The organism is Pseudomonas sp. Pme6b, from assembly GCF_058129925.1.
In genome coordinates, this window is record NZ_CM176704.1 from 3,269,715 (window position 1) to 3,294,676 (window position 24,962).

The 24,962-nt window shown below is 58.7% G+C and carries 24 protein-coding genes; 16 read left to right on the forward strand and 8 right to left on the reverse strand.

What is annotated here, in order from left to right; all coding sequences use genetic code 11:
* Nucleotides 1-12 precede the first annotated feature (12 nt).
* Entirely contained in the window at nucleotides 13-321 is a 309-nt protein-coding gene (locus tag AC4ANE_RS14775) for a putative quinol monooxygenase (protein ID WP_002553466.1), read from the forward strand.
* A gap of 66 nt (nucleotides 322-387) precedes the next feature.
* On the opposite strand, the gene AC4ANE_RS14780 is transcribed toward AC4ANE_RS14775, so the two are convergent.
* The 5 genes from AC4ANE_RS14780 to AC4ANE_RS14800 all read right to left on the reverse strand — a co-directional run bounded on the left by AC4ANE_RS14780 (nucleotide 388) and on the right by AC4ANE_RS14800 (nucleotide 7,370).
* Complete coding sequence (locus tag AC4ANE_RS14780) at nucleotides 388-1,350, reverse strand: DUF3829 domain-containing protein (protein WP_002553467.1); 963 nt, start codon at nucleotides 1,348-1,350, stop codon at nucleotides 388-390.
* Nucleotides 1,340-3,016: a J domain-containing protein gene (locus AC4ANE_RS14785; RefSeq protein ID WP_002553468.1), complete on the reverse strand. Its 1,677-nt coding sequence runs from the start codon at nucleotides 3,014-3,016 to the stop codon at nucleotides 1,340-1,342. Before AC4ANE_RS14785 ends, AC4ANE_RS14780 begins: the two co-directional genes overlap by 11 nt.
* Nucleotides 3,017-3,187: 171 nt before the next feature.
* Nucleotides 3,188-4,519, reverse strand: coding sequence for an OprD family porin (locus AC4ANE_RS14790; RefSeq protein ID WP_002553469.1), 1,332 nt, complete (start codon nucleotides 4,517-4,519; stop codon nucleotides 3,188-3,190).
* A 72-nt stretch (nucleotides 4,520-4,591) separates the two neighbouring features.
* Nucleotides 4,592-6,190 (reverse strand): MFS transporter, encoded by a 1,599-nt coding sequence (locus AC4ANE_RS14795; RefSeq protein ID WP_031595654.1) that lies wholly within the window; start codon nucleotides 6,188-6,190, stop codon nucleotides 4,592-4,594.
* Nucleotides 6,162-7,370: an aspartate transaminase gene (locus AC4ANE_RS14800; RefSeq protein ID WP_002553471.1), complete on the reverse strand. Its 1,209-nt coding sequence runs from the start codon at nucleotides 7,368-7,370 to the stop codon at nucleotides 6,162-6,164. The genes AC4ANE_RS14795 and AC4ANE_RS14800 overlap by 29 nt, the downstream gene beginning before the upstream one ends.
* Nucleotides 7,371-7,646: 276 nt before the next feature.
* Between AC4ANE_RS14800 and nac the strand changes: the two genes are divergently transcribed.
* The 13 genes from nac (at nucleotide 7,647) to AC4ANE_RS14865 (ending at nucleotide 19,193) form a co-directional block, all read left to right on the forward strand.
* Nucleotides 7,647-8,558, forward strand: coding sequence for a nitrogen assimilation transcriptional regulator NAC (gene nac, locus AC4ANE_RS14805; RefSeq protein ID WP_002553472.1), 912 nt, complete (start codon nucleotides 7,647-7,649; stop codon nucleotides 8,556-8,558).
* A 115-nt stretch (nucleotides 8,559-8,673) separates the two neighbouring features.
* On the forward strand, nucleotides 8,674-9,120 hold the full coding sequence (locus AC4ANE_RS14810; RefSeq protein WP_002553473.1) for an acetyl-CoA carboxylase biotin carboxyl carrier protein: 447 nt from the start codon (nucleotides 8,674-8,676) through the stop codon (nucleotides 9,118-9,120).
* 54 nt (nucleotides 9,121-9,174) lie between these two features.
* Nucleotides 9,175-10,527, forward strand: a complete 1,353-nt coding sequence (accC, locus tag AC4ANE_RS14815) for an acetyl-CoA carboxylase biotin carboxylase subunit (RefSeq protein ID WP_002553474.1) — start codon at nucleotides 9,175-9,177, stop codon at nucleotides 10,525-10,527.
* The gene (gene pxpB, locus AC4ANE_RS14820; RefSeq protein ID WP_002553475.1) at nucleotides 10,524-11,189 is read left to right on the forward strand and encodes a 5-oxoprolinase subunit PxpB; all 666 of its coding nucleotides are present in this window, start codon (nucleotides 10,524-10,526) and stop codon (nucleotides 11,187-11,189) included. Before accC ends, pxpB begins: the two co-directional genes overlap by 4 nt.
* Complete coding sequence (locus tag AC4ANE_RS14825; protein ID WP_002553476.1) at nucleotides 11,186-12,157, forward strand: 5-oxoprolinase subunit C family protein; 972 nt, start codon at nucleotides 11,186-11,188, stop codon at nucleotides 12,155-12,157. Before pxpB ends, AC4ANE_RS14825 begins: the two co-directional genes overlap by 4 nt.
* Nucleotides 12,157-12,564, forward strand: a complete 408-nt coding sequence (locus AC4ANE_RS14830; protein ID WP_031595657.1) for a biotin/lipoyl-containing protein — start codon at nucleotides 12,157-12,159, stop codon at nucleotides 12,562-12,564. The genes AC4ANE_RS14825 and AC4ANE_RS14830 overlap by 1 nt, the downstream gene beginning before the upstream one ends.
* 4 nt (nucleotides 12,565-12,568) lie before the next feature.
* Nucleotides 12,569-13,339, forward strand: a complete 771-nt coding sequence (locus AC4ANE_RS14835) for a LamB/YcsF family protein (protein WP_002553477.1) — start codon at nucleotides 12,569-12,571, stop codon at nucleotides 13,337-13,339.
* 127 nt (nucleotides 13,340-13,466) lie between these two features.
* Complete coding sequence (locus AC4ANE_RS14840; RefSeq protein ID WP_002553478.1) at nucleotides 13,467-14,219, forward strand: SDR family oxidoreductase; 753 nt, start codon at nucleotides 13,467-13,469, stop codon at nucleotides 14,217-14,219.
* 121 nt (nucleotides 14,220-14,340) lie between these two features.
* Nucleotides 14,341-15,042 carry an amino acid ABC transporter permease gene (locus tag AC4ANE_RS14845; protein ID WP_002553479.1) on the forward strand — a complete coding sequence of 234 codons (702 nt, stop codon included), beginning with the start codon at nucleotides 14,341-14,343 and terminating at the stop codon, nucleotides 15,040-15,042.
* A 6-nt stretch (nucleotides 15,043-15,048) separates the two neighbouring features.
* The gene (locus AC4ANE_RS14850; protein ID WP_002553480.1) at nucleotides 15,049-15,789 is read left to right on the forward strand and encodes an amino acid ABC transporter permease; all 741 of its coding nucleotides are present in this window, start codon (nucleotides 15,049-15,051) and stop codon (nucleotides 15,787-15,789) included.
* 19 nt (nucleotides 15,790-15,808) lie between these two features.
* Nucleotides 15,809-16,537 (forward strand): amino acid ABC transporter ATP-binding protein, encoded by a 729-nt coding sequence (locus tag AC4ANE_RS14855; protein ID WP_005731847.1) that lies wholly within the window; start codon nucleotides 15,809-15,811, stop codon nucleotides 16,535-16,537.
* A gap of 51 nt (nucleotides 16,538-16,588) precedes the next feature.
* The gene (locus AC4ANE_RS14860; RefSeq protein WP_002553482.1) at nucleotides 16,589-17,422 is read left to right on the forward strand and encodes an ABC transporter substrate-binding protein; all 834 of its coding nucleotides are present in this window, start codon (nucleotides 16,589-16,591) and stop codon (nucleotides 17,420-17,422) included.
* A 106-nt stretch (nucleotides 17,423-17,528) separates the two neighbouring features.
* Nucleotides 17,529-19,193, forward strand: coding sequence for a PqiB family protein (locus tag AC4ANE_RS14865; RefSeq protein WP_057425913.1), 1,665 nt, complete (start codon nucleotides 17,529-17,531; stop codon nucleotides 19,191-19,193).
* 16 nt (nucleotides 19,194-19,209) lie between these two features.
* Here AC4ANE_RS14865 and AC4ANE_RS14870 read toward each other — a convergent pair whose 3' ends face one another.
* Nucleotides 19,210-20,484, reverse strand: coding sequence for a glucarate dehydratase family protein (locus AC4ANE_RS14870; RefSeq protein WP_002553484.1), 1,275 nt, complete (start codon nucleotides 20,482-20,484; stop codon nucleotides 19,210-19,212).
* Entirely contained in the window at nucleotides 20,481-21,845 is a 1,365-nt protein-coding gene (locus tag AC4ANE_RS14875; RefSeq protein ID WP_031595664.1) for an MFS transporter, read from the reverse strand. Before AC4ANE_RS14875 ends, AC4ANE_RS14870 begins: the two co-directional genes overlap by 4 nt.
* 139 nt (nucleotides 21,846-21,984) lie before the next feature.
* On the opposite strand from AC4ANE_RS14875, the gene AC4ANE_RS14880 reads away from it, so the two are divergent.
* Nucleotides 21,985-22,884, forward strand: a complete 900-nt coding sequence (locus tag AC4ANE_RS14880; RefSeq protein ID WP_002553486.1) for a LysR family transcriptional regulator — start codon at nucleotides 21,985-21,987, stop codon at nucleotides 22,882-22,884.
* A gap of 138 nt (nucleotides 22,885-23,022) precedes the next feature.
* Nucleotides 23,023-23,715 (forward strand): hypothetical protein, encoded by a 693-nt coding sequence (locus AC4ANE_RS14885; RefSeq protein ID WP_002553487.1) that lies wholly within the window; start codon nucleotides 23,023-23,025, stop codon nucleotides 23,713-23,715.
* 18 nt (nucleotides 23,716-23,733) lie between these two features.
* Here the strand turns inward: AC4ANE_RS14885 and AC4ANE_RS14890 are convergent, their stop codons facing one another.
* Nucleotides 23,734-24,732 (reverse strand): nucleoside hydrolase, encoded by a 999-nt coding sequence (locus tag AC4ANE_RS14890; RefSeq protein ID WP_002553488.1) that lies wholly within the window; start codon nucleotides 24,730-24,732, stop codon nucleotides 23,734-23,736.
* Nucleotides 24,733-24,962 lie beyond the last annotated feature (230 nt).

The window sequence follows — 24,962 nt, forward strand, 5'->3', positions numbered from 1 at the left end:
GGAGCATTGATAATGAATACACCTGCAAAGCCGTTGGCCTTGATCGCCGTTCTGAAAGCCGTTGTGGGCAAAGAGTCCGCATTGAAAGAAGCATTATCAGCACTGGTGGAACCGTCCCGATCAGAGTCGGGCAATATCGAGTACACACTGTTCGAAGCGCGCGATGAGCACGGCACGTTTTACATGCGTGAATGCTTCAAGGATCAGGCGGCACTGGATGCGCACGTTGCCACGCCGCATTACCAACAGTTTGCAGCTGCAAGCGGCGAGTGGCTGGCAGAGCCACCGCAGCTGATATTTCTGGATCAGGTGTCTGGCTGAGTTCATTCATCTCTCAAGAGAAATGTATCTGCCGATACATTTCTCTGCCGGCTTCACTTGAAGCGGTTAGTACTGTCCAAGCACCGATGCGTTGTATTGCTTCAGAAGTTGATCGTACTGCTGCTCTACCGTCAGCAGACTCTTGTTCAATTGGTCAACATCGGCATGAGCGGCCCACTGCCGTTGCAAGGTGTCCAGAGCTGATAGCCAGTTCTGTGCGGGCGTCTTGATCACAAGCCATATCGGGCGTTTCCCATTGGCAGACTTGAGGTTGGGCATATTTTTGAAATAGCGCTCGGCATCCAGCCATGCGTTAGCCAGTTCGGTGTGCAAGGCTTCAAGCGCGTCCGGGTTCAGGCGAACGTTATCTGCGTTCTGGTTCAGGTAATTGATCGTTTGCCGGGCGAGGATCATGAAGTTGAGCGTGTGCCAGTGCTGATCGTGGCCAAGGTGATCGTCAATGGCCACGAGCTGTTCGCTGCGTGCCAGAAATTGAGGTTCCTCGAAGCGTTTTCGAACGGCAAGACTGCGCTGCTGCAGTTGTTGTATCCCTTGAGTAATGTCTGCATCCAGCTGCCGGGCAAGTTTGACATCGGGGCGTGGTTGATTGTAGAGCGCCTCGGCATCAAACGTTTTTTCACGCAGTGCGTCGAGCGTCTCGCTGTACTCGGTTACGGCAATGACCAGCGGATCTGACTTGGGGTAGAGCAGTTGTGGGTAACGGATACGGCAGGCCAAACTCTTATTGATTGCGATGGAACGACTGCTCTCACCCATTGCAAAGCTTTGGATGAACGGCCCCACACCCTCGCTGCCATCAATCAGCGCCTGATAGTGCTTGCGATAATCAGCATAGCGTTCAAGCAGAAGAGCATCGTCAAATACCAGGCACGCTGCCGCGTCCCGCATCATTGAAGTATCTGCAATCGTGTCTGTCGGAATGCGGTGGGTGCTGGTCAATCTGTGATGCGCCCAGACGATGGTCGCGAAAACACAAATAGCGGCGATGAACGCTCGATTACTGATCATGGCCAGCCTCCAGAGCAGATGCGGGCGCATACCACTGGTCCCGCGAGGGCGGGTGACAGGGCTGGTTTGTTTCAAGCAGGGCTGCGCAAAGGCGCTTCGGCCACGCCTGCAGACCTTGACCTTCTTGCACCGGCCGGTAGTTGATGACAGTGCCGGAGATGAACAGCAACGAGACTGTCAGGCCCATCACCACAATACCAATCATAAATTCTCTGGCCGGCGAGCCTGGAGCGATTGAAAATGTCCGCTTGAGCCCTTCCGGCCAGGCAATGCGAGTGCCGGCAGCAGCCACGGTGAGTATTGCGGAGTAAATCAGTAACGCTTTCCATCCCCCGATCAGCCAGGCGGGTACTGCGGGCGCCCAGCTTACGGTGCTTTCTCGCAGCAAAAGCGGCACCGGGCGGCGCAGTGTGAGCCAGCGACCAAAGCGCTTGGTGAGTCGCTCATCAAGGCGCCAGGCAAAAACGCCGAGCGTCTGGCCGCCTACGTAAAGCAAACCCGCCATCAGGCCAAGTGCGCCAATAATCAGCAACAGGGCGATCATTGTTTCGCCCGGATCACTTCCCAGTCGGTAATAACTGTCCCATGCCGTCATGGACGCTGCGCCAACGATTGCAAACGGCAATGCCCAAAACGATGTATGTCGGCGCAACGGTCGCCAGAAGTACACGTTTTCGCCGGGCACATGGCTGGCCAAATCCGGGTAATGTCGCGCCACTGTGTTGGCCAGCGACTCACAGGCTTGCCAGTCGGCAGGGGTGAAGCGGATGGTCATTGACACGCGAGCGTCATCGCTCATGGGCAGGAACAGCAGGCGGGCTGCACGTGAGCCTGTACTGTCGATTTTCTGCGTGGCAAGACGCTGCAGCTCTTCGAGAAACAAGGCCTGACGACTGCGTGCCAACAGCCGACTCCAGAAGGGTTCCGGGCAAAAAGTGCGACCGTCGGTTTTCTTCCAGCCTTGCCACTCGCACACGGCATCAAAAATAGGGCTGGACCAGACTTCAGCGTGGGCCAGTAACCCAGCGAGGTATTTGTTAAGCCATATACGCCGGTCGAGAGTCTGCATCCAGGCAGCCTGGTCAAGATGCAGGTACAGACTGGAGAAGGATTCGGCATTGCTGCTGTTCAGCGCCTCTGCCAGCTTCTGTTCGGTATTGCGTGACAGATTGTTCAGAACAGTTTGCGTCGCCCGCAAGGACAGGTCGATGCGTTGCCAGGCACTTAGCCACTGAAAAAGCTCGACTGCGCGCTCGGTCAGCTCGCAGACATCGGGAGCATCCGTCTGGCAATATTCCAGCATGCCTACTTCGAACGCCTGCTCACACTGTGTAGCTCGGGCGTGTTCCAGTCGCTGGTCCAGATTCTTCGCAGTGACACCTTCAAGCAGCAGGTCAGCCCTGCGGCGTTGAAGATCTGAGGCGCTGGAAGACTGAGCTGGCGACGGCATTTCGGGAGTCGGCGCAAGCAATGGGCCTTGCTGTTCCACCGGCTCTTCTTGAGTTTCGGCAGCCCAGCTTAGCGCTTGCTCATAGGCATCACGCAACCGCTGAAAACCAGCCGGATCTTCGTCCGGGCGGTTCTGTTTGAGCAGTACAGCGTAACGGCGCTTGATACTGCGAATATCAGAAGGAGCGTCCAGCCCCAGAATAGACCAGCAATTCACTGCATTGCGCTCAGGTCTGTACCTGCAACCATGGGGTCACGAACTCCTTGTATACCAAGACAGGAATGCAGAAGCGTCCGGGCAAGATGCCCGGACGTGAAAAATAACGGCGGGGGAGTTTAACAGGTGCTCAGACAGCAGACGCTACTTCCATCTGCTGTTTTCGCAGGATCAGAAAATATTGATCGGATAGCTGACAATGATCCGGTGCTCGTCGGCATCACGCTGACTGGCAAACTCGGTACGAAGTTGTGCATGACGCAGTGCAACGCTGAGGTTTTTCGCCGGGCCGGACTGCACCACGTAACTCAGGGTAACGTTGCGTTCCCATTCCTTCTTGTCGCCGTCGGACGTCTGGATGTTCGAACCGCTTTCATACATGGCCAGGAAGTTCAGCCCGGGAACGCCAAGCCTGGCGAAGTCATAGCCGTAACGGACCTGCCAGGTGCGTTCTCCGGCGCGCTGGAACTTGCCGATCATGGATTCGGTCATGAAGTAAGCAGTTGATCCATCGCCCTGATTCAACCATACCGCGTCGCTGTCGCCGGTCACTGCCTGATAACCGGCAGCAAAGGTATGACCGTTGATGAGGTAGGTGAACTGGGCGCTGGACAGGCGGCTGTCGACTTCACCCTTGGTAACGCCGTTGCCGTAATAACCCACCGTGTAGAACGCCGGATCGTGACCGTTTGCACCGTCCGAGCGGTTGTCGAAGTGGCGCAGGTCGGTGCGCAGGGTGCCCGGACCGAGTTGCATGTCGTATTTCAGTCCGAGAAAGTTCTGTTTGTAGAAGTTTTCCAGGTTGCCGTAGTAATACTGCAAGGTCAGGTCTTTGGTCGGTTTGTAATCGACGCCTGCGTAGTAGAACTTGTTGACGAATTCGCCGGTCAGCGGGTTATTGGCACCCGGAATCGACATGCCCATCTGGTTGGTCGAACCGCGGCCCATTACATGTTCCAGTTGCCCGGCAGTGAAGGTGAAATCACTCAGGTCTTTCGACTGGATCTGCCCGCCGCGAAAAGTCTGTTGCAGCATGCGATCAGTGGACATGACCACCGGAAGCATCGGCACCAGCGTGCCGTACTTCAACTCGGTTTTTGAAACGCGTGCCTTGAGCGTCGCGCCCAGGCTGCTGAACTCATCGACCGCGCGGCCGTCACTGTCAGTCGGGAATATGTTGCCATTGAATGCGGTACTTTGCGGGTTGTAGTGGCGGCCCTTGCCCGAGTCCAGACGAATGCCCAACTGGCCCAGCGCATCGACACCAAAGCCGACGGTGCCGGGCGTGTAGCCGGACTGGTAGTTGAGCATGAAGCCCTGGCCCCACTCCTGCGTGTAGTTCGGGTCAGCAGCACCGCTGCGGTTGTCTGCGTTGCTGAAGAAGTTGCGCGCCAGAATGCTGGCCTTGCTGTCTTCCAGAAAACCTTCGCCGAAGCTCTGCTGCGCGATCAGCAGGCCACAAAAGCCCGCAACGAAAGGGGTGGCGCGATTGATACGCTCCATCGGGTTCATCCTCATGCTGTCATTAAGTGTTGTGAGAGGCAGGGTCGGGCGGCAGTCAGGTTTCTTGTTGTTTTAAGAGGCGTGTTTTGCAGCTGAATCCGTTTCAGGTGTCGTTGTGTGAGGCGCTTGATACAGCGTGACGCGAGGTAAGCGGTAAAGAACCACCAGTGCGAGTACGCCCAGTGCGGCGCAGATCAACAGCCCTGTACCGACTGCATGGGCGAGGGCAGTGCGAGCCAGCTGCAACGTGGTGTCGATATCTTTGGGCGTGTGCTGCAGCAAGACCTGAGGGTCGGCCAGACGCGCTATTGCCTGCATCTGGCCTGCCGCTGACAGCGCATGTTGCAGATTGGCGACGTACAGCAACTTGACCAGCACACCCATGGCCGCGGTGCCCAGCAAGCCGCCAACCAGTCGCAACGATTGAGTGAGTGCTGTGGCGATACCGAGAAACTGCCGCTCGGCAAGCGTCTGGGTGAATACGGTGAGGTTGAGCAGAATGAATCCAAGCCCCAACCCCGCCAGCAGAATCAGTCCCAGCAAGGTCGTGAACCCGGCGTGCAGTCCGACCAGTGCCAAGGCGATGCAGGCAATCGACAGGGCAATGAATCCGCCAATCGGTAACCAGTTGGGGTTTGCCAGACGCGTGACGATGCGACTGTTGACGATTGCGCCCAAAGTGATACTCAGGGCCAGCGGTGTGAGCAGCAGCCCGGCGTCCTGCGGCGAGTAACCGTAGCTGCCCTGCAACAGCAGAGGCAGGTAAAACAGCAGGGTGAACATGATCGCACCGGCCAGCAGCGACATGATGAACAGCAGGCGGATGCTGCGATTGGCAAACAGCCCGGCGGGCAGCAAGGCGAACGCGCAACGGCGCTCTCTGAACCAAAGTCCGGTCAAGGCAATAACAGTGATAGCGCCGCACAGCAGGCTGATCGCCAGAGAGCGCTGACCGAGCCATTCAACGAACAATTGCAGGCTGCCCAGGCTCAGGACAATCAACACTGCGCCGATCCAGTCGAGCCTGATCGCACCGGCTGTTGGCGGGCGATACCAGGGTAAAAAGCGCCAGGCAAAAAACAACGCAATCACGCCCAGCGGCAGGTTCAGCCAGAACACCGAACGCCAGCCGAACTCGCCGGACAGGTAACCGCCCAACCCTGGGCCGATGGCATTGACCACGCTGAACATCGCACTCAGCAGAACCTGCCAGCGCAGCCGCTGACGGGTGTCGGGAAACAGCTCCGGCACACAGGCAAATGCCGTACCGATCAGCATCCCGCCACCGACGCCTTGCAGGGCCCGGCCAATGACCAGCACCAGCATGCTGTCGGCCAGCGCGCAGACCAGCGAAGCAACGGTGAAAATGACCGTAGCGGCCAGCACGAACGGTTTACGCCCGTAGAAATCGCCCAGTCGGCCAAAGATCGGAATGGTCACAATGGACGCCAGCAGGTAGCCGGTGGCGACCCAGGCATACAGCTCGAAACCATCGAGTTCCGCGACGATGCTTGGCAATGCGTTGCCGATCACTGTCTGGTCGAGTGCGGACAGCATCAGCACCAGGGAAATGCCGAGCATGGCCAGCAGGGCCTGTTTGAAGGTCAGGGCCGGGTGGCTCGGCGTGGTCATGGCCAGGCGCTCAGCGCAACGCAGCGACAGCAGTCGCAATGCGTGTGCAACCGGTTTCAAGGGTTTCGAGGGCCGTCGCCGTAGACATCCGGAAGAACGGTGCCAGGCCATACGCGGTGCCTGCTACAACCGCAACACCCTGACTTTCCAGCAGGTACAGAACCACATCGGTGTCGGCTTCCAGTACCGAGCCTGACGGGGTGGTTTTGCCGATCAGCGCTGCGCAATTGACGTAGAGATAAAACGCGCCTTGTGGCTGGATGCAACTCAGGCCGTCAATTGCGTTGATCAACTCCAGGCAGCGGTCGCGGCGCTGTTTGTAGACCTTGACGCTCTCGCCGACAAACGACTGGTCGCCATTGAGGGCCGCCACTGCGGCGGCCTGGCTCACCGAGCAGGCGTTGCTGGTGGATTGCGACTGCAGGGTAGCCATCGCGTTGATGATATCGCTGGGGCCTGCGGCATAGCCGATGCGCCAACCGGTCATGGCGTAGGTTTTTGATACACCATTGATGATCAGCACACGCTCGCGCAGGGCGGGTTCGACATTCAGCAGATGGCTGAGCGGGGTGTCGTCATAGCGAATGTGTTCGTAAATATCATCGGTCATGACCAGCACGTCCGGGTAGTCGAGCAGCACGTCGGCCAGTGCCCGCCATTCAGTTGCGCTGTAGGTCGCGCCGGTCGGGTTGCTCGGCGAATTGAGCAGCAGCCAGCGGGTACGCGGCGTGATTGCGTGGCGTAGTTGCTCGGCGGTGAGCTTGAACTGATTGTCTTCGGGGCACGGTAAGGTCACCGGGCGACCATCGCAGGCCAGCACCATGTCCGGGTACGACACCCAGTACGGCGCGGGGATCAGCACTTCGTCGTCAATGCCCAGGGTCGCTGCGAAGGCATTGAAGATCGCAGCCTTGGCACCGCTGGTGACTACGATCTGGCCGGGGGCATAGGTCAGGCCGTTTTCGCGCTGGAGTTTGGTGGCAATCGCGTCGCGCAGCGCTGCAGTACCCGCATTGAGCGTGTAGCGGGTTTCACCGTTTTCGATGGCGGCAGAGGCGGCCTGACGAATGTGGGCAGGCGTATCGAAGTCGGGTTCGCCAACCACCAGATTGATGATCGACTTGCCTGCGCGCCGCAGTTCATTGGCCCGATCGGCAGCAGCGCTGCTGGGCGATGGTTTGATGCGGAGCACGCGGGCAGCGATGCGAGATGCGGTCACGTTGGCATTCCTCGTTGATGGCCTTGACGGGGAATACGTTACGAGCCTGCAGACGGCAGGCCATAAGACGAGTTTGTTCTGGGTTGATAGGCAGCGCTTATGACCGCAGATGAACCAATGCTGCACCAAAAGCGGGCGAGCAATGCCTGCGGGGGCATCCATGCGTTGCAATCACGCTCGGCAGTTTCTGACATAGCAATTGCTTATGTCTGGTTTTTTCAGAGCTGGCCTGTGTCTTGCTGAGGCATCGGGGTCGTGACTCTGGAGTGCAGCACCTTGAACCTTCGCCGCTTGAAATACTTTGTGAAAATTGTCGACATCGGCAGCCTGACCCAGGCCGCCGATGTACTGCACATCGCGCAACCTGCGTTAAGCCAGCAACTGGTGACGCTGGAAGCCGAGTTGCAGCAGCAGTTGCTGATCCGCACCAAGCGCGGCGTTACCCCGACCGAGGCGGGCAAGGTTTTGTATGGCCATGCTCAGGTCATACTGCGTCAGTGTGAGCAGGCGCAAAGTGATGTCAACGCCAGCGGCCTGGCGTTGTCGGGGCCGGTGTCGGTAGGGCTGGCCCCGGGCACTGCTGCGTCAACCTTGTCGCTGCCGTTGCTGAAACGGGTGCGCGAGCGTCATCCGGGTATTCTCCTGTACCTCAACGAGAACTTTGGCACCACGCTGAGCGAACTGATCATGAACGGGCGCATGGACATGGCCGTTCTTTATGGCGGACGTGAGGTGCATGGCCTCAGTTTTGTGCCGTTGATTCGCGAGCAACTGTATCTGGTCAGCGCCCAGGACACGCTTCAGGGCTGTGAGGAAATAGCCCTCGCCGAGCTGGCCGATATCGACCTGCTGTTACCGCGCACCTACAACACCATCCGCCGTCTGGTGGATGAGGCATTTGTGCGCATCGAGCGCAGTGCCCGGGTGGTTGCAGAAGTCGAATCATCGACGACTCTGGCTGCCGCAGTAGCGGATCGATTCGGCTCGACCATTCTTCCCGAGTCTGCTGCGCGGGTGCTGGCCGATACGCATGCGGTCAATCTGAGCCGGATCGCCGAACCCGAGATCGAAGCGCCGCTGGCCCTGTGCCTGTCAGGCCACTTGCCGCTTTCGGTTCCGGCCCAGGCAGTCAAGGCCATCCTACTGGAACTGGTCGCAGAGATGCGCGGCAATCGCCGTACAGAGTAACCCCGGCGTCATAAGGGGCGCTTATCACCCCACAGTCAAACCGTCTTGGCGGTCAAAAATCGCTCTCGTTACATTGCCCTCAGCCACATTTCTTTTGCCAGGCAAGGGCTCTTGCATGAAACCGGAACGTATCAAAGCACTTATCGACCTGATGGCCGAATCAGACCTGAGTGAACTCAGCCTGTCTGAAGGCGATACGCAGTTGCGCTTGCTGCGTGAGTCGGTCGAGGCCGCCAGCGGCGTCAGTCCATCTGCATCAACGTCGCTGAAAGCGCCTGCAACCGATGCTGCTGCTTCCTCTCAGGCAAGTGCAACTGCCAATGCGCAAGAGGCTCAGGCCTGCGCCTCGCTGTATGGGGTCTTGCACCTGACCCCGGCGCCCGACCAGCCGCCCTTCGTTGAAGTCGGCACGTCAGTCGACGTGGGACAGACCCTGGCAGTGGTTGAAGCCATGAAGATGTTTCATCCGGTGACGGCTGAAAAGGCAGGGGTCGTGACCGCCATTCTGGTTGCCAACGGCGAAGAGGTTCAGGCCGGACAAGCGCTTTTCAGCATCGGTTGAAGGTCTTGGGTGGCCGTGCGGCTGCCTTCCGGGTTCACAGATCAGGGGTTTTTGATGTTCGATAAAGTGTTGATCGCCAACCGCGGCGAAATTGCCCTGCGCATCCAGCGCGCCTGCAAAGGCCTGGGCCTGAGTACGGTTGCGGTCTATTCCGAAGCGGATCGCGATGCCAGCTATGTACGGCAGGCCGATGAGTCACTGTGCATAGGCCCGGCCGCGCCGGGGCAGAGTTATCTGAATCAGGCTGCCGTTCTTTACGCTGCGCAGTTGACCGGTGCTCAGGCGATCCATCCCGGTTACGGGTTTCTGTCTGAAAACGCCGCGTTCGCCGAGCGCATCGAACAGGCTGGCCTGACTTTCATCGGCCCCAGTGCCGCCTGCATTCGGGTGATGGGCGACAAGGTCGCGGCCAAGCGGGCAATGCGTGAGGCTGGCGTGCCGTGCGTGCCAGGCCCGGACACCAGCATGCCTGCCGATCCGCAAGGTATCCTGAAGATTGCCCGTGACATTGGTTACCCGGTCATCGTCAAGGCCGCTGGCGGTGGCGGCGGGCGGGGCATGCGCGTGGTTCAGGAAGAGCAGCAATTGCTCGATGCAATTGCGCTGACCAGCGAAGAAGCCCGCCGGGCCTTCGGCAATCCCGAGTTGTATATCGAGAAGTTTCTGGGCCAGCCGCGCCATGTCGAGATTCAGGTGCTGTGCGATGCCTATGGCAATGCCGTCTGGCTTGGCTCGCGGGATTGCTCGATGCAGCGCCGCCACCAGAAGGTGCTTGAAGAGGCTCCTGCACCGGGCATCGACCCGGAATTGATGGCCAGGGTGGGCGAACGTTGCGCACTGGCCTGCCGGCAGATCGGTTACCAGGGCGTAGGCACGTTCGAATTCCTGTTTGAAAACGATGAGTTCTATTTCATCGAAATGAATACTCGCCTGCAGGTCGAGCACCCGGTCACGGAAATGACTTCCGGAATCGACATCGTTCAGCAGCAGATTCGCATGGCGATGGGTGAGCGCCTGAGTTTCAGCCAGGCCGACGTCAGCGTGTCGGGCCATTCTCTGGAATGCCGGATCAACGCCGAGGACCCGCGCAGCTTCATGCCTACGCCGGGGCAAGTCACCCGCTGGGAGATTCCTGGTGGTTTTGGCGTACGGGTCGACTCGCATGTGAGCCACGGTTATCGCGTTCCGCCTTATTACGATTCGATGGTGGCGAAGGTCATCACTCACGGCGCCAGTCGCGATGAGGCCCTGGCACGTATGCGCCTGGCACTGAGCGAAATGCACGTTGAGGGAATCTCTACCAACATCGCGCTGCATCGCGACATTTTGCAGGACCCGGTGTTCTGCAAGGGTGGCATGGACATTCACCACCTGGAGCGCTGGTTACAGACAAGGAGCCACCCATGACCCTCCAGCAGTTGCCGCCACGAATCACTTTGCTGGGAACCACCGCCTTGCTGTTCGAAGCACCCGGCGAGCTTGAGCTGGCAGCGCAGCAACGCATATGGGCGCTGGCCAGCCTGAGCAAGGACTGGCCGCAGGTGCGCGAATCGGTGCCGGGCATGAACAACCTGATGCTGACCTTCGCAGCGCCGCCACGCGACCTGACCGGCTTGAAAACCCGCTTGCTGGAGGCCTGGGAGCAATGCCAGCCGCTGCCGTTGCAAGGCCGGATCATCGAGTTGCCGGTGGTGTATGGCGGTGACGGCGGACCGCACATGGCCGATGTCATCGCCCATACCGGACTGGATATCGAGACCATCGCCAATCTGCATTGCGAACCGCTTTACCCGGTGTACGCCTTGGGCAGCCACCCGGGTTATTGCTATCTGGGCGGCATGGATCAGCGTCTGGCGACGCCTCGGCGCAAAGTGCCGGTACTCGATATCGGTGCCGGCTCGGTTTCCATCGGCGGCGTGCAGACGGGTATCTCCGCTTCAGCCGGCCCCAGTGGCTGGAACACGATAGGGCGCACGGAAATGGTGTTTTTCGACGCTGATCAGATCCCTCCAGCGCTGATGCAGCCCGGCGATCAACTGCGCTTGCGTATCGAGAGGATCATTCGATGATCGAAGTTATCAGCGCCACCGCACTGGCGACGGTCCAGGATTTGGGCCGCCATGGCAGCCTGGGCTACGGCGTCGGCACCTCCGGCGCAATGGACACGCTGTCGTTGCAGCTCGGCAATTTGTTGCTGGGCAACGACGAAGACGCGGCAGGCATCGAAATTCCACTGTTCCCGTTCGAAGTGCGTTTTGTCGAGGACTGCACTTTTGCTATCACCGGTGCTGCCTGTTCTGCACGGCTGGATGGCGAGCGACTGCCGGGTAACTGGGTCGCTCAGGCGCGCAAGAATCAGGTGTTGAAGCTGAGTTACCCAACGACGGGCAGTCGCGCCTATTTATGCCTGGCGGGCGGTGTGGATGTGCCGCAGGTTCTGGGCTCGCGCAGCACGCAATTACGCGGTGCATTTGGTGGCTGGCAGGGCCGCGCCTTGCAGCAGGGCGATCTGATTCCCGCCGGTGCGGCTAATCAACCGCGCGCTGGTGATTTTGGTCTGCAATCTGCTGCGGCGGCCTTGCCGTTGATTATCGACGAGCTACCGGCCATACGCGTACTGCCTGCCGCCGAGTTCGACTGCTTCAGCGTTGAAGCCCAACAAACATTTTTTGCCGGCGAGTGGAAAATCACCACGCAAAGCAATCGCTATGGTTATCGCATGGAGGGTACGCCCCTATTGCCAAGGGAGGCGCTGGAAATTCGCTCTCACGGCATTGTGCCCGGGGTGATTCAGGTGCCCCACGGCGGCCAGCCGATTGTGCAAATGCGCGATGCCCAGCCCAGCGGCGGCTATCCAAAGTTTGCGACGGTTATCGAAGCCGACCTGTGGCGTCTCGGTCAGGCCCCCATCGGCAGCAAGGTGCGCTTCGTGCAATGCAGCTACGAGGAGGCCGTCGAGGCACTGGACACCAATCACGCCTTCATCGAAGACGCCCGGCGCTTGCTTGCGCTGCGCGGCCTGCAAGGACATCGCTGATGAACATCAATGAAATTCGCCAACTGGCAGGCTGGATTCGTGATGCCGGGCTCACGGTTCTTGAACTGAAACGACCAGGGTTCGAGTTGTTGATCCGACGCGGAGTACGTGCGGATAACCCTGCATCGCGACCTGACGTGGACGTCGCAGTCGAACAGCCGCCAGCCACTGCGCTTGTAATAGCTGCGGATAACCCCGGCGTTTTTGTATCGAGACACCCCGACGAAAAAAACAGCTACGTAAAACCCGGCGACACCGTTGCAGTCGGGCAGTTGCTGGGCCTGTTGCGCATCGGCCTGCTTTATCTGCCGGTTCGCAGCCAGCAGGCAGGGCGTGTGACGCGTTTTCTGGCTGCCGAGCATGAACGGGTCGGTTACGGCCAGCCGCTGATTGAACTGGAGGGGTGACACGATGCGCATCGATCTGAACGCTGATCTGGGTGAGGGCTTCGGTCCCTGGACCATGGGTGAGGATGAGGCACTGATGCAACTGATCTCCTCGGCCAACGTGGCCTGTGGTTTTCATGCCGGTGATCCATTGATAATGAACAACACCGTGCACCGCGCCAAAGCGCTGGGCATCGATCTCGGCGCACATGTCGGTTTTCCTGATCTGCAGGGGTTCGGGCGGCGCAGAATGAACATCGAACTCAACGAGTTGTGCAGCATGGTGGTGTATCAGCTGGGCGCTCTGGCAGGCATTGCAGCCGCTGCCGGTTACCGCGTGACGCACATGAGCTTCCACGGCGCGCTGGGTAATATGGCCGCGGCCGATGCCGAACTGGCCAGGCCGCTGGTCAAGGCGGTCGCCAGTTTCGATGCGCAGATGATCATCAGTTCATCCAGCAGCGCGGCCATCGAACAGGCCGCCGAAGCGTGCGGCCTGAGAGTCGCGACCACGTTTCTGGCCGACCGTGCCTACGACGAAAACTGCCTACTGGTGCCGCGTGGCATTGCCGGGGCGGTGATCAAGGACCCGCAGCAGGTCCGCGCCAGGGTTGCGCAACTGTTGCAGGACGGTACGGTTGCGACCCTGAGCGGCAAGCGCGTGGCGGTCAATGCCCAATCAATCCTGTTGCATGGCGACACGCCGGGGGCGGTGGAGCTTGCGCGCAGCATTCGCCAGAGCATCGAAGAGCAGGGCGGTGTCATCACCCCGGTTTCACAGCTGCTCGGGTCATAAGCGCAGCTTATTGCCACACAACCATTGTGTCTTGGTCGCTGCCCATGACGCTCGTTAAAGTCCAGTACAAGGCGATCAGCATTAACAGCCAAGCGGCTGATCGACGCTTATTCAAGGAAACCCCGACATGCCTTTTTCCGATTACAAAACTGCGCTGGTGACCGGCGCTTCTTCCGGTATTGGCGAAGCCGTCGTCGAACGGCTGTGTGCCGAAGGTCTGCAGGTTCATGCGCTGGCGCGCAGTGCAGACAAGCTGGCGGCACTGGCGCAGCGCACCGGCTGCATCGCACATGCTATCGACGTGACTGATCTGGCCGGTCTGACGGCACTGTTCCAGGCCCATCAGTTCGATGTTGTGGTCAACAATGCCGGAGTCGACCGGCCCGGTTCGCTGCTCAAGGCCGACGCAGAAGGGATTGATCTGCTGGTCGATGTGAACCTGCGCGCGGTATTGCAGATCGCCAGGCTTTCGTTGCCGGGTATGGTCGAGCGTGACAGCGGGCACATCATCAACATCAGCTCGATTGCCGCCGCCTACAACTTCGGCGGCAACTCGACGTACCACGCCACCAAGGCTGCCGTGAGCATGCTTTCTCGCCAGCTACGTATCGATGCGTTCGGCAAGCGCGTGCGGGTGACGGAAATCTGCCCGGGGCGTGTGGCCACGGATATTTTTGCCCATGTGCATGGCGATTCCGAGGAAGTGCGCAAACGCTTCATCGAGGGCTATGAGCTGCCTGTGGCCAAGGACATTGCCGATGCAATCGCCTACGTGATCGCTGCGCCCATCGCGGTCAACATCGGCCATATGGAAATCACCCCGACGCTACAGGTACCCGGCGGGCTGTCGACCGCGCGCCCGCAGGACTATGAATGCTGAGGCTGCGCCTCGCTGCGAGCGCTGTACCCATCACGAGAGCGGCACCAGCCGCCATGCGACACCCGCGCCAGTACCCCTGGCGCCTTGCTTCTGCCCTGGCTGAATGTCAATGGGAACAACCATGACGAGTAAATTCGATCTTTCGGCGATCCTGCAGGGCGAGTATGCCGAGCTGATCGTCAAGGGCATAGAGACAACCCTGCAACTGGCGTTCGTTGCCTGGTGCATGGCAATGGCGGTGGCCTTGCTGCTGGTGTCTATTCGCCTGACCGGCAACAAATACGCCGAGCGTCTGGTGGCGGGCTATGTGTCCTACCATCGCAATGTGCCGACACTGGTGCAACTGATGCTCTGGTATTTCGGTATTCCGACGTTGCTCACCGAAAGCACGCAGCTCTGGCTGGCCAACTACAGCACCGAGTACCTGTTTTCGGTGATCGCGCTGGGGCTGTGCCAGGCGGCTTACTTCAGTGAGGACATCCGCAGCGGCTTGCGCGCCATTCCGGCCGGGCAAGTCGAAGCATCGCGCGCATTGGGCCTGGGTTATGTGCGTTCGATGCGTTACGTGATCCTGCCGCAAGGCGTTCGCAACTGCCTGCCGTCATTGATCAATCACACGGTGCTGCTGTTCAAGAACACCAGCCTGGTCATGGCCATCGGCGTCGTCGAGCTGACCTATGCCACTCGCGAGGTCGAGAACTACACCTTTCGCACCTTCGAGGCGTATCTGGTCGCAACCGTGGTCTACCTGGCCATTTCACTGATGCTGATGGGCCTGGGTGCGTTGCTGGCCCGGCATTTCAGCAAAGCCATGGCGAGGTAGGCGGCGATGTTCGATGTGTTCACGATTGTTCGCGATAACTGGACCTTGCTGCTGGTCGGCCAATACCCTCACGGCCCGATGGGCGGGCTGGTTTCAACGCTGATTCTGGCTGCGCTGGCGCTTTTGCTGGCGTTCCCGCTAGGGCTGCTACTGTCGCTGGCACGGGTCTCGCCGTGGCGCTGGCTGCGTTACCCGGCCACGGTCTGGGTCTATGTGATGCGCGGCATTCCGCTGCTGATGGTGATTTTCTGGACTTACTTTCTGGTCCCGCTGCTGATCGGTCATAACATCACCGGCTTCACCACCATGCTCTGCACGCTGGTGGTCTATCAGAGCGCCTACCTGTGCGAAATCATCCGCGGTGCCATTCAGGCGCTGCCGGCTGGTCAGTACGAAGCATCACGCGCGCTGGGCATGGGCTACATGCGCACCACGGTCTGGGTGATTCTGCCGCAAGCGCTGTACAACGCATTGCCAAGCCTGATCAGCCAGTTCATTTCGATCATCAAGGAAACGTCGCTGGGCTACGTGATCAACGTCCAGGAAGTGACCTTTGCCGCCAATCAGATCAATAACCAGCTGCTGACCAAGCCGTTTCAGGTGTTCTTCATTCTGGCGATCACCTACTACGTGCTGTGCTACGGCCTGACCCGGCTGGCCGCAGTGATGGAACGGCGGATTGCCCGCAAACGGGAGGGCAGCGTGTCGCCTGCACCTGTTCCCCTGCCTTTGACTACCGATAATTGAGGGTTGCCCAATGCATCCGATGATCATGTTTTCCAGGATCAATAAGTGGTATGGCGAGTACCAGGCCCTGACCGATATCACCGCTGAAGTGCAGCGCGGCGAAGTGGTGGTGCTGTGCGGGCCCTCGGGCTCGGGCAAGTCGACACTGATCCGCACCGTCAACCGTCTTGAAGATGTTCAACAGGGCCAGATCCTGTTTGACGGCCACGACGTGAACGGCACCGACGCCAACGTCAATCGCTTGCGCAGTCGGGTGGGTTTTGTATTCCAGAGCTTCAATCTGTTCCCGCATCTGTCGGTGCTAGACAATATCATCCTGACCCCGACCAAAGTGCGCGGCCTGAAAAACAGTGAGGCGCGCGCCAGGGCCATGGAACTGCTGGATCGGGTGGGGCTGGCACACAAGGCCGGCGCTTATCCGGCGCAGTTGTCCGGCGGCCAGCAGCAGCGCGTGGCGATTGCCCGGGCGCTGGCCATGGAACCGCCCGTGATGCTCTTTGACGAGCCCACCAGCGCACTCGACCCGGAAATGGTCGGCGAGGTGCTCAGCGTCATGAAAGGCCTGGCCAAAGAGGGCATGACCATGATGTGCGTCACCCACGAGATGAATTTTGCCCGTGAAGTGGCCGATACCATCTGGTTCATGGATGCGGGGCAGATCCTTGAAAAATCCAGTCCTGAGGCTTTCTTTCAGCAGCCGGACCACCCGCGTGCCCAACGCTTCATTTCCGACCTGCGCAGCCATTGAGCACAGGCCCCTGTTTCAGCAATCCCTCCATTTATTTCCAGGAGTCTCACCATGCGTATGAAGTCTTTGCTGGTTGCACTGGCATTGTCGCCATTGGCTGTTTCGGTTGCTCACGCTGATCAGCTCAGTGATGTGATGAGCAAGAAAAGCCTGAGTTGCGGCGTCTATGCTGACGTCCCGCCGTTTTCGGCACCGGACCCGAAAACCCGTGAACTGGTAGGCATGGACGTTGACCTCTGCAAGGCGCTGGCCAAACATATGGGCGTCGAGCTGGAGCTCAAGCCGCTGTCGGTCGAAGCGCGCATTCCTGAAGTCAAAATGGGCCGCGTTGACGTGATTTTTGCCAACCTGGCCTACACCAAGAGCCGCGCCGACCAGATCCAGTTCAGCGATCCGTACTACATCGCCAAGGAAACGCTGGTAGTGCGCGCCGCCAATGCCGATCAACCGAAATCCTTTTTCAAAGGCAAACGCATCAGCTCGACCAAAGGCTCTACGTCCGAACAGTCGATTCGGCTGGCTGATGCCACGCCTGTGACCTTCCAGGACACCGGTTCTGCCTACATGGCGCTGCAACAGAACAAGGTGGTGGGCCTGGTGACCAACACCATGACCGCGATCAAGCTGGTCGGGCAGGCCAAGGCCAGTGGTGTGGAGCTGGCAATCGCCAAGGAGCCGATGGCGCTGGAGCCTATCGGTGCCGGTATGCGTCAGGGCGAGCCGGCATTTCTGGCCAAGGTCAACGAATCGCTGCGTGCGATGGAAGCAGCAGGTGAAATCGACGCGATCTGGGCGCAGTGGATCGGCCCGAATACCGAATACAAAATGGTTCGTGAAGACAAGGTGCAAAGCCTCAGTGAATTGAAGTTCGACCCGCTGCCTTGATCAAATCTTGATATTTCCTTGAGGGTTTATTGATAGTCGACGTTCAGAGTTCTGCCGACAGTATTAACCGTCGGCATGACCCCGTGTGGGCGCCTCAGAGGAAAAAATGTCTGATCGCTCAGGTTCCGTTTCTGCATCGACAATTGGCGCTTCAATCACTGGAAAAAGGCGATTCGGTGCCTCGCCGGTATGGCTGATTCCGGTGATTGCTGCCCTGGTATGCGTATCGCTGCTGATTAGCAGCTCACTGTCGAAAGGGCCGAGAATTTTTATCAGTTTTCAAAGCGCCGAAGGGCTTGAAGCCCACAAGACCAGAGTCAAGGTCAAAAATGTCGTGATCGGCGAGGTGTCGGCCGTCACCCTGAGCAAAGACCGTACCGGTGTTGTGGCGACAGTGGATCTGAATGCCGACGCCCGTGCTTTCACTGCCGAGGATTCCATGTTCTGGGTGGTGCGCCCGCGTATCGGGGCCAAAAGCGTGTCCGGCGTGGATACCCTGCTTTCCGGGCCGTATATCGCGGCAGACAGCGGGACGTCCGAGCACCCGAAAAAACACTTTATTGGTCAGGAAAGCCCACCACCCCTAACGTTTGGCACAAAAGGCACACGTTTTACCCTGCACGCCGAGGACATGGGCTCACTCGATGTCGGTTCTCCTGTCTATTATCGGCGCATTCAAGTCGGTCAAGTGGTTGCCTGTCATTTGTCCGAGGATGGCAAAGGTGTGGATGCGGAAATTTTCATCAATGCCCCCAACGACAGGTTTGTGACCACCGATACACGGTTCTGGAACGCCAGCGGTATTGGCCTGACGGTTGATGCCGATGGGCTGAAGATAAAGACTGAATCGGTTTCGACGTTACTGGCCGGAGGTGTGGCCTTCGTTGAGCCGGGATACGGTTCGAGCGCGCCAAGGGCTGCAGAGCATGCACGTTTCAAGCTGTTCGAGGATCAGCAAAAGGCGCTGTCACCTCCCGATGGCGAGCCGGGTTATATCCGCATGATGTTCAGGCAGTCCTTGCGTGGCCTTGAAGTCAATTCGCCCGTCGAGTTCATGGGCATAAATCTGGGGCGAGTGATCTCCGTCGATCTTGACTACGATGCGGCCAGCAAGTCTTTTTCCAGCATTGTGGGGGCGGTGATCTACCCGGACCGCCTTGGGCAGGCCAACGAAAAGATCCTAGAGACATTGGGCACACCCGACGATTCGCGTACCGCGCAGTTGATCGCCGACTTCGTCAAACAGGGCCTGCGCGCACAGCCTCGCAGTGCGAGTCTGCTGACCGGCCAGCTTTATATTTCTCTGGGTTTCTTTGCCAACGCTGCGCCGGTTCAATTCGATGTCAACGCACGGCCGCTGATAATCCCCACCGTACCGGGAGAGCTGGAGAAAATGCAGGAGCAGGTACAGCTGATCGTTGAAAAGGTCAGCAAATTGCCGGTGCAGGAGATCGCCGGCAATCTGAATGGCAGCCTTGACGAAGCGCACAAGACGTTCAAGCTGTTCAACGCAGACGTAGTGCCCGAACTTCACACTGTTCTGGGGCAGTCCCGAAGCACGATGGAGATGGCCGGGGCGGCCCTTGCAGAAGACTCGCCGGTACGCCAGCAGGTCAGCCGGACAATGGATGAGGTTCAACGTACGGCCCGCTCGGTGCGGGTCCTGACCGATTATATAAGCCGCAACCCCGAAGCCTTGATCCGTGGTCGCACCCGGCAGGATGTGCCGAGTGTCTACCCGCCGGCCAATTCTGCGCCAAGGCCTGACTGACGCTGCCCGGACGTACTCAGTATCTTGGTTTTACAGCCCTCCATTGCGGCTGGTACTTCTGCATCTGCTTCACATCATCGCGCTGACGAATGCCACAGCTGTGGTACTGATCGTTGAGCTTGCCGAGCTGGTCGTAATCCAGCTCAAGGCCAAGGCCCGGCGCGCGGGTGATGCTGACGCAGCCGTCGACAATCGGCAGCTTGCCGCCCTTGATGACTTCCTCGTCCGGTTCCTGCCACGGGTAGTGTGTGTCGCAGGCGTAGTCCAGATTGGGCACGGACGCAGCGACGTGGGCCATGGCCATGAGGCTGATCCCCAAATGCGAGTTGGAGTGCATCGACACACCGAGGCCGAAGGTGTCGCACATCTTCGCCAGCGCCTGGGTGTCGCGCAGGCCGCCCCAGTAATGGTGGTCGGCGAGTACGATCTGCACGCTGTCGAGGGCCACGCTGCGTCGGAATTCATCGAAATCGGTCACGACCATGTTGGTCGCCAGTGGCAGGCCGGTACGCTTGCGCAATTCCGACATGCCATCCAGACCAGGAGTTGGGTCTTCGTAGTACTGCAGGTCATCGCCCAGCAGCTCGGCCATGCGAATCGAGGTTTCCAGCGACCAGTTGCCGTTGGGGTCGATACGCAGCGGGTAGCCGGGGAAGGCTTTTTTCAATGCCTTGATGCAGGACACCTCATGTTCCGGCTCCAGCGCACCGGCCTTGAGCTTGATGCTTTTGAAGCCATAGGCTTCGATCATGCGCCGTGCCTGGGCGACAATCTGTTCTTCGCTGAGCGCTTCACCCCAGCTGTCGGGCGCGTAAGGCGCATCGGCATGCTGCGCGTATTTGAAGAACAGGTAGGCGCTGAAGGGTATCTGGTCACGAATGGCACCGCCGAGCAGGTCCACCAACGGCAGGTTCATGGAACGTGCCTGCAGGTCCAGAAACGCCACCTCGAATGCTGAATAAGCGTTGCTTACCGCTTTGCTGGCGTGCGAACCCGGTGCCAGTTCAGCACCGGCCAGGCTGGCAGGTTTGTGTGCCGCAACCGTCGCCTGAACGATGCTGCGCAGTTGATTGAGGTTGAACGGGTCGAGCCCGATCAACTGGTTCTGCACCTGTTGCTGAATGGCCAGCGCCGGGGCGTCGCCATAGCTTTCGCCGAGGCCGATGTAACCGTTGTCGCTTTCCACTTCGATGATCGAGCGCAGTGCGAAAGGTTCATGGATGCCACTGGCGTTGAGCAGCGGCGGATCGCGAAAGGCGATAGGGGTTACGGTCACGCGTATGATTTTCAAAGGGCGGTCTCCCGGTGATCAGGTTTGAGGCTGGAAGGGGTGCCAGGTACGACGGCGCGGTGGGGTTTGGCTGGCTCATCTCTGGACGGGCGGCGCAGGTCACCACGCGGGGTGGTGCGGGCAAAGAAAATCACGACGGCAGCGAGCAACGAGGTGGCAGCCAGCCCATAAAGACCACCCTGAATCGAACCGGTGGTCTGCTCCAGAAAACCGAACGTAGTGGGAGCAACGAAACCGCCCAGGTTGCCGATGGAGTTGATCAGCGCAATGACCGCTGCGGCAATGCGCGCATCCAGATAGCCCTGAGGGATCGGCCAGAACAGTGCAGACGCGGCCTTGAAACCGATTGCCGCGAAACAGATGGCAACAAAAGCAAACACCGGACCACCAATGGTGGACATGAACATGCCGACGGCGGCGATCACCAGCGTGACAGCGACCCAGGCCTGTTGGTGCTTGAAGCGTGCCGCCAGTGCGGCAAAGCCATACATGGCCACAATCGAGATGATCCATGGCACCGAGTTGAACAGCCCGACCTCAAAGTCGCTGAAACTGCCCATCTTGCGGATCATGCTTGGCAGCCAGAAGGTAGCCCCGTAAATGGTCAGCGCCACCGAAAAGTAGATGAAGCAGAACAGCAGGATCTGCCGGTCTGCCAGCAAGCGAAACACCGATGGCCTGACGGTCTGAGTTGCTTCGCGCAGACGTTGCTCTTCGGATATGGCGGTGCTGAGTGCGGTTTTTTCTTCATCGCTGAGCCAGGTGGCTTCATGCGGGTGTGATTGCAGCCAGAACCAGACGAATCCGCACAGCACTATGGAAGCGAAACCCTCGATCAGGAACATCCACTGCCAGCCGTGCAGACTCAGGCCCTCGATGCCCAGGAGCGCGCCGGATACCGGGCCGGAAATTACCGAAGCGATTGCCGAGCCACTGAGAAACAGCGCCATGGCCTTGCCGCGATCGCTGGAAGGCAACCATTGGGTGAAGTAATAGATGATGCCGGGAAAGAAGCCAGCTTCGGCGGCACCCAGAATGAAACGCAGCACGTAGAAACTGGTTTCACCCTGAACGAACGCCATGGCCATCGCGGCCGCGCCCCAGGTGAACATGATGCGGGTCAGCCAGGCGCGGGCACCGTAGCGCTGCAACAGCATGTTGGAAGGTACTTCGAACAGTGCATAGCCGACAAAGAACAATCCGGCGCCCAGCCCGTAGGCCGCCGCACCGATGCCCAGATCGGTTTCCAGATGACTGCGTACAAAACCGATATTGACCCGGTCGATGTAATTGACGATGAACATCACTACAAACAGCGGCAACACGTGGCGTTTCACCTTGGAGGCCGCACGGGCAAGCACCGTGGGGTCCGTAGTGCCAGGGACGGTATTCAAGAGGCGACTCCCATTCATTGTTTTTTTGGGGATGAGTCGATCATGAGGGGGTGTATTATTCCCGTCCAATCCAGTTAATGACTTGATTGATACCGGGAGTGGATCAATGTTCGAGCTTTCTCAACTGCGCTGCTTCACCACGGTGGCCACGGAACTCAATTTCCGGCGCGCTGCCGAACGGCTGAATATGACCCAGCCTCCGCTGAGCCGGCAAATCCAGATACTGGAGCACAATCTGGGTGTCGAGCTGTTCACGCGCAGCACCCGCAGTGTGGCCCTGACCGCAGCGGGCAGGGCGTTCTTCATTGAAGCGCAGACGTTGCTGGAGCGCGCGCAGCAGGCAGCCATCTCCGCGCGGCGCTTTGCCGAAGGCGATATTGGTTCGGTGACCATCAGTTTTGTCGGCAGCGCGGTGTACGAATTTCTGCCCAGAGTGATCGCCGAGGCGCGGCTCAAGCAGCCGCAGGTGAAGATTTCCCTGACTGAAATGAACACCTATCAGCAGCACGAAGCGCTCAGGGCGCGACGCATTGACCTGGGGATCGTGCGAGCGCCGCTGTTTCAGCCCGGCTACGAGAGCGAATGCCTGGTGCGAGAGCCATTCGTGCTGGCGGTGCCGGGCAATCATCGGCTGGCTCACGCTGATTCAGTTACGGTGGCGGACCTGGAAGGCGCGCCGTTTCTGATGTATTCGCATTCGGCCTATCCACCGTTCAACGAACTGCTGACCGGTATGTTTCGTTCCGCACGAGTTGCGCCGGAGTATGTCCAATGGCTTGGGTCGTCACTGACTATTCTGGCACTGGTCAACGCCGGCATGGGCCTGGCACTGGTGCCGCGCTGTGCGACCAATGTGGTGTTCAAGGACGTCGTATTTCGTGACATTGACCTGGGCGAGGGTGTGCAGAGCGAGTTGCATCTGGTCTGGCGTGCCGACAATGACAATCCAGCGTGCCGGATGCTGCTCAAGGCTATTCGTGCGGCTGTCCGGGCGGATGAAAATTAAAGCGGAAAACCTTGCAGTGCGTTGGCATCAACTATCATTCATTCAGTCGATAGTCATCATCAAGCAAGGCAAGTTCTGTTTTTCCGGCAAAGGAGGAGGATGGCGCCATAGCCACCTGCTCCAAAGGGAGACGACGCGATGAGAATGTTTAACCTGTTGACGTTTGCTGCCGTGCTAAGCACCAGCATGATGCTCACTGCGCCAGCCAATGCTGCCGTCTCGTCAGTCTCTACGGTCTCAGAGCAGTCTTGCCACTTCATGCCGGTGGCCGACAGCGCCTCCAGTCTGCAACACACTCAGTCAGTGGGGGTGTTGTACAGCGAAAACACCGTCAGTAACCTCCAGTACCTGAACAACTATCACTCGGTAGCGCTCAGGAGCGGACAGAACGGCGCGCTCGATTCGCGTATCCGCAATGCATTCATCAGCAGTTCGGACCCGAAACTGGCAACCGACTGGCTGGTAGGCTCATTGCAGAAAGAATTCGCCTCGGTGACCGTTTACGACAACCTCGACGCGCTGATGAAAGCGCGCCCCGACGTGGTGGTGATGCTTGATACCTACAACCGTCTGGTAAGCAAGCGCAATAGTCAGGTCGAAGCGCGGTTCATGGCCCGGTTTTATGACACCAATCTGCAATACATCGGCAAGGCAGAAGGTGAGGTGGTCAAGGAGATGACCTCGGTCTGGGTGCAGGGCAAAGCTGCTCCAGAGATTGCCGCACAGATTGACCAGCAGCGTGAGCTGCAGGTCAATGCGCTGAAACAATTCGATGCATCGCTCAAAGCGCTGGTTATGCAAGCCGATAGGGCTCAGGTGGCGGCGAACTGAGTCTAGGTCGCGCCTGGTTCATGTCCGGTTGTTGATGACCTGAGCAAAATTCGCGTTGAACGCGAACTGCGACACACCCAGCACGGAGGTGATGGTTCGCGAACCGCTGCCTTGTAGTTGTATCTGTCCGCAGTGATTGTCCTGCGGTGTAATGCTCGTGTTGACGGACAGAAACTGCTCATCAATTTTCGTCGCTTCAATACCGCCTGCCATCAGCATCGTTGCCAGCGGATCGAATATCGGTACCGGATAACCTTCGGCGTGCGTGCCTGATTTGGTTTCAAGCACTTGCTTGACCAGCAAGGCGACAGGGTCGCTTGCCGTAATCTTTTGCGAGTAGCTCGCGTCGAGAATAACCTGGTTGCAGACGTCCAGCGGGACCAGGGTCAATGGCAGGCTCGACTGAAAAACGGTATCGGCCGCGACAGGGTCGACGAACACATTCCATTCTGCGTAGTGGTTACTGCTGTAGGCCTCACCCTGATCCCATTCCTTTTGAGCGCCGTTCAAGGCGGCGACGTTACCGTCAACATAGACAGCCCCAGCCATGGCGACGATCTGCTCGATCATCTGGAAGTCTGCGGGTTGGTTACTCAGTGAGAGCATCTTCGCAATGTTGGTAAAGCCACCCAGCGAAAGAACAGTGATTTTATCCTGGCTGTTCTTCACGGCCTGATACATGAACTCCCACGCGGGAAGGTTTGATAACGCCGGCAAGGCAGCCGGATTGAGCGTTCCCAGAAGGCCCATGATGTCATTCATATCGTTTTTGAATGGTTGTGGAAACCGGTTGTCGTACTCAAGTGGCTGATCGGTGCCTTTTGCCACAACAGTACTGAGACGGTTGCCAATGCCCAGTAAATGCTGCGCGATGATGACGCCCCAGCCTAGATCCGTTTCGCCACATCCAGTGACCGTGATACCGATGATGTCGATGTCCGGCCTTTTCATCAGGTAGGCGATGGACAGTACGTCGTCCCAGCCCATGTCCGTATCGATAATGACTTTCCTGTTCATGGTAATGCTCCCTGCCCATAGGGGACGTTTGAAAAGAGGGGGGTTGCAAGCGTTTTAGATATACCCGAGCACCTGCTCGAAAAGGGTATCGCCTGTTTATTTCCATTAAACCGACGCATGGATCGGTTTTACCGTAAAGAATTAATCACACCTGCCGAGAGCATGACAAGTGGGCCGATCATTAATTGGCTCACATGATGAGCAGCAAGCCACGTGTGCTTTGACTGTAG